This window comes from Lutimaribacter saemankumensis (assembly GCF_900100005.1).
GTDB classification, from domain to species: Bacteria; Pseudomonadota; Alphaproteobacteria; order Rhodobacterales; family Rhodobacteraceae; genus Lutimaribacter; species Lutimaribacter saemankumensis.
The window spans coordinates 2501-5776 of the sequence record NZ_FNEB01000029.1 but is presented as its reverse complement, the minus strand read 5'-3'; the positions used below and the strand labels follow the sequence as shown (position 1 = coordinate 5776).

At 54.7% G+C, this 3276-nt stretch carries 1 tRNA gene and 2 rRNA genes; all 3 read right to left on the bottom strand.

From position 1 onward, the window contains the following. Nucleotides 1–2: 2 nt before the first annotated feature. Nucleotides 3–79: transfer RNA gene (locus BLT50_RS18675), tRNA-Met, on the bottom strand. 49 nt (nt 80–128) lie between these two features. Next, nucleotides 129–243: ribosomal RNA gene (gene rrf, locus BLT50_RS18670) — 5S ribosomal RNA — on the bottom strand. A 111-nt stretch (nt 244–354) separates the two neighbouring features. After that, nucleotides 355–3253: ribosomal RNA gene (locus BLT50_RS18665) — 23S ribosomal RNA — on the bottom strand. Nucleotides 3254–3276: the final 23 nt, after the last annotated feature.

Sequence of the window (3276 nt, the reverse complement as noted above, 5' to 3'; positions counted from 1 at the left end):
ACTGGTTGCGGGGGTAGGATTTGAACCTACGACCTTCAGGTTATGAGCCTGACGAGCTACCGGGCTGCTCCACCCCGCGGCGGTATGGTTTTTTTGAGTTTCGTTTAGAGAGGTGAGGTTTTTTCTAGGTTTGGCGGTGACCTACTCTCCCACGTCTTGAGACGCAGTACCATTGGCGCGACGGCACTTAACGGCCGAGTTCGGGATGGGATCGGGTGTTTTGCTCGTGCTATGACCACCAAACCGAGGAAAAACCTCACGGCGTCCTTTGAGGGACGCCTTTATCAACAACGGTTGTCCAAGAAGTATGTTTGGGATGGTTTGCTTTGATGGCCAGTCTTTCTGTTACTGGATCAAATCAAGCCTATCGGGCCATTAGTACCGGTCAGCTGAACGCATTGCTGCGCTTACACCTCCGGCCTATCGACGTGGTGGTCTTCCACGGCCCTCGGGGATACCTTGTTTTGAGGGGGGCTTCCCGCTTAGATGCCTTCAGCGGTTATCCTTTCCGATCATAGCTACCCTGCACTGCCGTTGGCACGACAACAGGTCCACCAGTGGATCGTTCACCCCGGTCCTCTCGTACTAGGGGCAACTCCTCTCAAGTATCCTACACCCACGGCAGATAGGGACCGAACTGTCTCACGACGTTCTAAACCCAGCTCACGTACCTCTTTAAACGGCGAACAGCCGTACCCTTGGGACCTGCTCCAGCCCCAGGATGAGATGAGCCGACATCGAGGTGCCAAACACTGCCGTCGATATGGACTCTTGGGCAGTATCAGCCTGTTATCCCCGGCGTACCTTTTATCCGTTGAGCGATGGCCCTTCCACGCGGGACCACCGGATCACTATGGCCGACTTTCGTCTCTGCTCGACTTGTCAGTCTTGCAGTCAGGCTGGCTTCTGCCATTGCACTCAACGAGCGATTTCCGACCGCTCTGAGCCAACCTTCGCGCGCCTCCGTTACTCTTTAGGAGGCGACCGCCCCAGTCAAACTACCCGCCACGCAGGGTCCCGGATCCGGGTAACGGACCGCGGTTAGACATCAAGCAATGCAAGGGTGGTATCTCAAGGGAGGCTCCACAGAGACTGGCGTCCCTGCTTCGAAGCCTACCACCTATCCTGCACATGCATGGCCTGATGCCAGTGCGAAGCTGTAGTAAAGGTGCACGGGGTCTTTCCGTCTAACCGCGGGAAGCCTGCATCTTGACAGGCAATTCAATTTCGCTGAGTCGATGTTGGAGACAGCGGGGAAGTCGTTACGCCATTCGTGCAGGTCGGAACTTACCCGACAAGGAATTTCGCTACCTTAGGACCGTTATAGTTACGGCCGCCGTTTACCGGGGCTTCAATTCGGAGCTCTCACCCCTCCTTTTAACCTTCCGGCACCGGGCAGGCGTCAGACCCTATACGTCGTCTTGCGACTTCGCAGAGCCCTGTGTTTTTAGTAAACAGTCGCCACCCCCTGGTTTGTGCCCCCAGCCACTAGTTGCCTAGAAACTGGGCCTCCTTCTCGCGAACTTACGGAGGTATTTTGCCGAGTTCCTTCAACATCGTTCTCTCAAGCGCCTTGGTATTCTCTACCAGTCCACCTGTGTCGGTTTAGGGTACGGTCCTATGGAGGGCTATTTCCAGGAACTGCTCAGCAGCCAGACCAATCCGATAAGGCCTGACTACACCTGCAATCCGTCACCATCTCCTGGCCCAGGAATATTAACCTGGTTCCCATCGCCTACGCATTTCTGCCTCGGCTTAGGGGCCGGCTTACCCTGCTCAGATTAGCTTTAAGCAGGAACCCTTGGACTTTCGGCGAGAGTGTCTCTCACACTCTTTGTCGCTACTCATGTCATCATTCTCGCTAGTGATCTCTCCACCGGATGGCTCACGCCCCGGCTTCACAGAAAGCACTCTATCCTGCGCTACCGCTTCGCTACTTGAGCGCATTGCTGCGCTGGCCGTATCGACGCGATAGAAGAGGACGAGTGCTATGTCACACTACGCTCCGCTACCATGCACTATGTGCATCCCTAGCTTCGGCTCATGGCTTGAGCCCCGTTACATCTTCGCCGCAAGACAGCTTATTTAGACCAGTGAGCTGTTACGCTATCTTTAAAGGATGGCTGCTTCTAAGCCAACCTCCTGGTTGTTTTGGCCGTCTCACCTGCTTTCCCACTTAGCCATGAATTGGGGGCCTTAGCTGAGGGTCAGGGTTGTTTCCCTCTCCACGACGGACGTTAGCATCCGCCGTGTGTCTGCCATCTAGTACTCCCGGGTATTCGGAGTTTGGTTAGGATCAGTAAGCCTGTGGGGCCCCATTACCCATCCAGTGCTCTACCCCCCGGGGTATTCGGATGACGCTCTACCTAAATAGATTTCGCGGAGAACCAGCTATCTCCGAGTTTGATTGGCCTTTCACCCCTAGGCACAGCTCATCCCGATCCTTTTCAACGGATGTGGGTTCGGCCCTCCAGTTGGTGTTACCCAACCTTCAGCCTGGCCATGCCTAGATCACTCGGTTTCGGGTCTGATCCCACGAACTCGACGCCCTATTAAGACTCGCTTTCGCTGCGCCTACACCTATCGGCTTAAGCTTGCTCGTGAGACCAAGTCGATGACCCATTATACAAAAGGTACGCCGTCACTTCGCAAGGAAGCTCCGACTGATTGTAGGCGTTCGGTTTCAGGTACTGTTTCACTCCCCTCGTCGGGGTGCTTTTCACCTTTCCCTCACGGTACTGGTTCGCTATCGGTCAGCAAGGAGTACTTAGCCTTCGAGGGTGGTCCCCCGATCTTCAGACAGGATTTCACGTGTCCCGCCCTACTTGATACGTCCGATCATGCTTCCCATACGGGACTGTCACCCACTATGGTCAACCTTTCCAGATTGTTCTGGTCACATTCACGGCTCGGCTGGTCCCCGTTCGCTCGCCACTACTAGGGGAGTATCTGTTGATTTCCTTTCCTCCGGGTACTTAGATGTTTCAGTTCCCCGGGTTCGCTCTTCAAACCCTATGTATTCAGGTAAGAAGTACCTGGTCATGAACCCTATTGATGCCCTACCGCTTCGCTGCTTGAGAACAAGCATCGACACAGGTCGGTCACAATAGAGAACATTCAGGTGGGTTGCCCCATTCGGAGATCCTGGGATCAAAGCCTATTCTCGGCTCCCCCAAGCTTATCGCAGAGTATCACGTCCTTCATCGCCTCTTGCTGCCAAGGCATTCACCAAACGCCCTTCTCGCGCTTGATTTGATCCAGAAAAAGAAAGACTGC